This is a genomic window from Okeania sp., assembly GCF_035285525.1.
Taxonomy (GTDB): domain Bacteria; phylum Cyanobacteriota; class Cyanobacteriia; order Cyanobacteriales; family Microcoleaceae; genus Trichodesmium.
Genome location: NZ_JAYKGW010000044.1, coordinates 23,094 through 29,298 on the forward strand (window position 1 = coordinate 23,094; position 6,205 = coordinate 29,298).

The following is a 6,205-nucleotide window of genomic DNA, read 5'->3' on the forward strand; positions in this document are numbered from 1 at the left end:
TGTTCAAATAAGTAATATAACAATGATGAAAACTCCGCTTACCGAGAGTAAAAACCCCTAAAAAATAGCCGTAGCAAAGGTATCTTGCCTGTAGCGAAAGTTAAGATCTTATGAGTAAATCAAAAATGAATAAATTTCACACAAAAAAAGCAAATAAAGAAACTTATCAGGGCCAAAGATGGTTGGTAGAAGAACGGGACGCTTGTGGAGTAGGTTTCATTGCTCATCCATCAGGGAAAAGAAGCCATGAAATTATCTTAAAAGCATTACCTGCCTTAACTTGCTTGGAACATCGCGGTGGTTGTAGCGCAGACCGAGACTCAGGAGACGGAGCAGGTTTGCTAACTCAAATCCCTTGGGAGCTGTTGTCCGAAAATCTGGAACTTGACCCCAATAACTGTGGTGTAGGAATGGTATTCTTACCCCAAGCAGACGAAAAAGCCAAAATAGCACGTCAGGCAATAGAAAAAACGATCGCGACAGAAGGTCTAAACTTAGTTGGTTGGCGAGTTGTACCCGTTCAACCCGAAAAATTGGGAGAACAAGCAAGAGCAAACCAACCACAAATAGAGCAAATTATCGTTAGTTCCGATAAATTACAAGGAGATGAGTTGGAGCGATCGCTATACCTCACCCGTCGTAATATTGGTCGTGCCTTAAAAGTAGAAGGTTTTGCTTGGGGAATAGATGCTTATATTTGTTCCTTCTCTTGTCGGACCATTGTCTACAAAGGAATGGTGCGTTCCGCAGTATTGGGAGAATTTTACATAGACTTAACCAACCCAACTTATCAGAGTTCCTTCGCCGTTTACCATCGACGCTTCAGTACTAATACCATGCCTAGATGGCCTCTAGCTCAACCGATGCGATTAGTTGGTCACAATGGGGAAATTAATACTCTATTGGGAAATATTAACTGGATGAAAGCGCGTCAGTCCAGTCTCAGTTCCGGAGTCTGGCAGTCACGACTAGATGAGTTAAAACCTTTTGTTGATGACCAAAGTAGTGATTCGGCCAATCTAGATAATGTGATGGAATTAATTGTTAGTTCCGGACGTTCTCCCCTGGAAACATTGATGATCATGGTACCGGAAGCATACAAAAATCAGCCGGACTTGGTGGAACATCCAGAAATTGTCGATTTTTATGAATATTATAGTGGTTTACAGGAAGCTTGGGATGGTCCAGCGTTATTGGTATTTAGTGATGGTAAACAAGTGGGGGCAGCTTTAGATCGAAATGGTTTACGACCAGCACGTTACTGCATTACGAATGATGACCTAATTATCGTATCGTCTGAAGTCGGAACGGTTGATGTCCCAGAAGCAAAAATAGTGGAAAAAGGTCGCCTTGCTCCTGGAGAAATGATTGCTGTAGATTTTGGTACTAATGAAATTCTCAAAAATTGGGAAATCAAAAAGCGCATTAGTTCTCAGCGACCTTATGGGGAATGGTTGCAACAAAGAAAGGAGATCGAAAAGCAATCGTTTACGGCAAACACTCAATTGGAAGCACCAACTCTACTGCAATTACAAACTGCTTTTGGTTATAGTCTGGAAGACCTGGATATGGTGATTAACAGTATGGCAAGTTTGGGTAAGGAACCAACGTTCTGTATGGGTGACGACATTCCTTTGGCAGTGCTTTCTCAACGCCCGCATTTGCTGTATGATTATTTTAAGCAAAGGTTTGCGCAAGTGACGAACCCTCCTATCGATCCACTCCGGGAAGGAATGGTGATGTCGTTGAATATGGTCCTCGGCAAGCGTGGTAATTTATTGGAAGTTAGTGCTGAAAATGCCCGGTTATTAAAAATAGAATCACCTGTATTAAACGCAGCAGAATTAAAAGAAATTCAGGATTCAGATTTTGCTACAAAAACTCTTTCTACTCTATTTCCTGTAGCTGAAGGACCAGAAGGACTACAAAAAGCTGTAAATAATTTGTGCCAACAGGCAGCTACAGCGGTTGAGAATGGAACAGAAATTATTATTCTATCTGATAAATTAGACAATGGTATCAGTGCAGATTTGACTTACATTCCTCCTCTTTTAGCTGTGGGTGCGGTTCACCATTACTTGATTAAACAACAACTGCGGATGAAAGTATCCTTAGTAGTAGAAACAGCTCAGTGTTGGAGTACCCATCATTTCGCTTGTTTAGTTGGTTATGGTGCGAGTTCAGTTCATGCTTATTTGGCGTTAGAGTCTGTTCGTGCTTGGTGGTCGAGTTCCACAGTGCAAAAGCAAATGGAACGGGGTAAAATTGACAAAATTACGATCGAAGCAGCACAAAAACAATATCGTCAAGCAATAGAAGCAGGATTATTGAAAATTCTTTCAAAAATGGGAATTTCTTTGTTGTCTTCTTACCACGGAGCGCAGATTTTTGAAGCTATCGGTATTGGTGGAGATTTGTTAGAATTAGGTTTCCGGGGAACTACTTCTCGAATAGGTGGTTTAACTGTCGCTGAGTTAGCACAAGAAACGATCTCTTTCCACAGTCGGGCGTTTCCAGAATTGAATATTAAAAAGCTGGAAAATTACGGATTTGTGCAATATCGCCCCAGTGGTGAATATCATATGAATAGTCCGGAAATGGCAAAAGCTCTTCATAAAGCTGTCGCCAGTAATGGTAACACAGGCATCTTGCCTGTAACTAACGGTAACGGCAAACATCAGGAAACCACAGAGTACGACCATTATGACCTTTACCGGAAATATTTGCAAGAGCGACCAGTAACAGCTTTACGGGATTTGTTAGACCTGAATATTCCATCCACTTCTATACCTCTGGAGGAAGTGGAACCCGCAGTGGAAATAATGAAACGTTTTTGTACTGGGGGAATGTCTCTGGGGTCTTTGTCACGGGAAGCTCACGAAACTTTAGCGATCGCGATGAACCGCATCGGTGGTAAATCTAATTCTGGTGAAGGTGGAGAAGATGCGACTAGATTTAAGATTTTAAATGATGTTAATAGTCAAGGTTTATCGACTTTATTCCCTCATCTCAAAGGATTACAAAATGGTGACACTGCCTCTTCCGCTATCAAACAAGTAGCTTCGGGTAGGTTTGGGGTGACTCCAGAATATCTGATGAGTGCTAAACAGATTGAAATTAAAGTTGCTCAGGGAGCAAAACCAGGTGAAGGCGGTCAGTTACCAGGGAAAAAGGTTAGCGACTATATTGCCACACTTCGTCGTTCTAAACCAGGAGTGTCGTTGATTTCACCACCTCCTCACCATGACATTTATTCGATTGAGGATTTGGCACAGTTAATTTTTGATCTCCACCAAATCAACCCTAATGCTGGTGTTTCGGTGAAACTGGTGGCAGAAATTGGTATCGGCACGATCGCTGCTGGTGTTGCGAAAGCCAATGCTGATGTGATTCAGATATCTGGTCACGATGGTGGTACTGGTGCATCTCCTCTGAGTTCGATTAAACACGCTGGTAGTCCGTGGGAGTTAGGTTTGACTGAAGTACATCGGGTATTGATGGAAAATGAACTACGCGATCGCGTGACTCTCCGGGTAGATGGTGGTTTGAAAACTGGTTGGGATGTAATTATGGCAGCATTAATGGGTGCTGAAGAATTTGGCTTTGGTTCCATTGCGATGATTGCTGAAGGTTGCATTATGGCGAGGATTTGTCATACTAATACTTGTCCGGTTGGTGTAGCAACGCAGCAAGAGAAGTTGCGTCAGAAGTTTACTGGGGTGCCAGAAAATGTGGTTAATTTCTTCTGGTTTATTGCTGAGGAAGTCCGAACTATTTTGGCAAAATTGGGTTATCGTTCCCTCCAAGAAATATTAGGTCGTGCAGACTTACTGAAAGAACGTGAAAATATAGATTTAACCAAAACCGCAGGTGTGAATTTAGATTGTTTGCTGAAGTTGCCAGATACTCGCACTAACCGAGATTGGCTAAACCATGAAAAAGTTCACAGCAATGGTCCGGTTTTAGATGATGTGCTGTTGGGCGATCAGGAAATTGAAACTGCCATTATGAATCAGGGAACTGTTTCTAAAACCACAGAAATTCTGAATACTGACCGTACCATTGGAGCTAGAATATCAGGAGCGATCGCTTCCCGTTATGGAAATACTGGTTTTGAAGGGTTGATTAATTTGACATTTAATGGTAGTGCAGGTCAGAGTTTTGGTGCTTTCAATTTGCCAGGAATGATTTTAACATTGCAAGGTGAAGCTAATGATTATGTTGGTAAGGGAATGCACGGTGGGGAGATTATTATTAAGCCATCTGTGACAGCAGGTTATGATCCTGCGGAAAACGTGATTATTGGTAATACTTGTTTATATGGTGCGACTGGTGGGATTGTGTTTGCGAATGGTCAAGCAGGGGAACGTTTTGCAGTCCGAAATTCGATGGGTAAAGCAGTTATTGAAGGTGCTGGCGATCATGCTTGTGAGTATATGACTGGTGGTGTTGTGGTTTGTTTGGGTAAAGCAGGTCGCAATGTTGGTGCTGGTATGACTGGAGGAATTGCTTATTTCTTGGATGAGGATGGTGATTTTCCGGCAAGGGTGAATAATGAAATCGTTTCTATTCAGCGGGTGTGTACTCCAGAAGGTGAGGCGCAGTTGCGGGAGTTGATTTCGTTACACGTTGAAAAGACTGGTAGTGCTAAGGCAAAGGCTATTTTGGCTAATTGGTCTGAATATTTGCCGAAGTTTTATCAGGTTGTGCCTCCTTCTGAAGCTGAGACGACTGTAGCAACTGTTGAAGTGAAGGAAGAAGAAAGAAGGAAGAAGGAAGAAGTGAGAAGTTAAGTTGCTGCTAGACACAGATTTGGGCACGAATAAACGGATTAATTATTTGGCATCATCTGTGTATCCGTGCCCTAATTAGTGTGAGCGAAACGGAGCAATCATTTGGAAGTATCCGTGTATTTGTGCCATAATCAGTGTGAGCGCATTTGTTGGGTTTCCTTGCATCAACCCAACCTACAAACTGCTAGACACAGATTTGGGCACGGATAAACGGATTAATTATTTGGCATCATCTGTGTATCCGTTGTTGGGTTTCCTTGCGTCAACCCAACCTACAAACTACTACAATTTTGTTATTAGTTATGTGGAGTGTTCAAATAACTGTTGAACTGAAAAAATAGGCAGATTTGCACCAACAAAATCATTAGCATTACGAGTAACAATAACATCTACATTTTTAGCATAAGCACAAGCTAATTCCACTGCATCTTCAAAATCTCTCAAATGAGAAGCAAAAGCAGTTTCTCAAATATTATGATCGACGTTGCAAATTTTCATTAATGCTAATGTCATAGCAACTGCTGCTCTTGGTTTTTCAAGACTTTTAGTTTGTTTTCTGACAATGTAGAAAATATTAGTTAAAGTTGTTTCTGTAACATATCCTTCTATTTCCTGAATTCTTATAGCTTCAAATAAAACATTAACATCATTCAAAAAAAGCTCTCTCTCTAAGACAAAATCCAGGACGATATTAGTATCTATATAATACTCTCATTTTAGATATTTTTCTACTAAACGTTCTTCTAGCATGGCTTCAACTTCAGCATCAGTTGGAGGTGGGTTATCTGTTTTTGCTATGCCTCGCCAACCTTCTATAGCAGATTTGAGGTCTGGACGGGGGCGGAGTTCTTCATTCAAAGAATCTGTAATAGCCTTGAGTAATAACAGGCGATCGCTCACCGATAAATTCAAAGCTTGTCTTTTTAGTTCTTGTAGTTCAGACATAATTTTTATTCCTTAAAATTGCCTTTATCTAAATATTATAGTATGTATTTCATTCAAGATTTTCAATATTTCTCCACTAAACGTTCTTGGAGCATTGCTTCAACTTCTGCATCATTTGGAGGTAGAATATCTGTTTTTCCTATACCTTGAAACTTGTCTAATAAATCAGGTGGTAACTCTCGTCGAGGACGAAGTTCTCAGTACAAATAATCTGCAATGTCTTTGAGTAATAACAGGCGATCGCTCACCGATAAATTCAAAACTTGTCTTTTTAATTCTTGTAGTTCAGACATAATTTTTATTCCTTAAAATTGCCTTTATCTAAATATTAATGTCTGTTGAGGAGCGATCGCTGATAACGTAGGTTGGGTTGAGAAGTGCAAAACCCAACCAATACATCTTTTCAGATACATTTTGGTGTTGGGTTTCCTTTCGTCAACCCAACCTACAAACTTTTTCTTGGCTCC

At 40.8% G+C, this 6,205-nt stretch carries 2 protein-coding genes and 1 pseudogene; 1 reads left to right on the top strand and 2 read right to left on the bottom strand.

Translation table 11 applies throughout. The annotated features are described in order from the left end of the window. Nucleotides 1–110 precede the first annotated feature (110 nt). Nucleotides 111–4,793, top strand: a complete 4,683-nt coding sequence (gene gltB / locus VKJ25_RS05025) for a glutamate synthase large subunit (RefSeq protein ID WP_324235528.1) — start codon at nucleotides 111–113, stop codon at nucleotides 4,791–4,793. Between the two features lie 300 nt (nucleotides 4,794–5,093). Here the strand turns inward: gltB and VKJ25_RS05030 are convergent. Then, nucleotides 5,094–5,495, bottom strand: a pseudogene (locus VKJ25_RS05030) (PIN domain-containing protein). A gap of 9 nt (nucleotides 5,496–5,504) precedes the next feature. Next, on the bottom strand, nucleotides 5,505–5,738 hold the full coding sequence (locus VKJ25_RS05035; protein ID WP_324235529.1) for a hypothetical protein: 234 nt from the start codon (nucleotides 5,736–5,738) through the stop codon (nucleotides 5,505–5,507). Nucleotides 5,739–6,205: the final 467 nt, after the last annotated feature.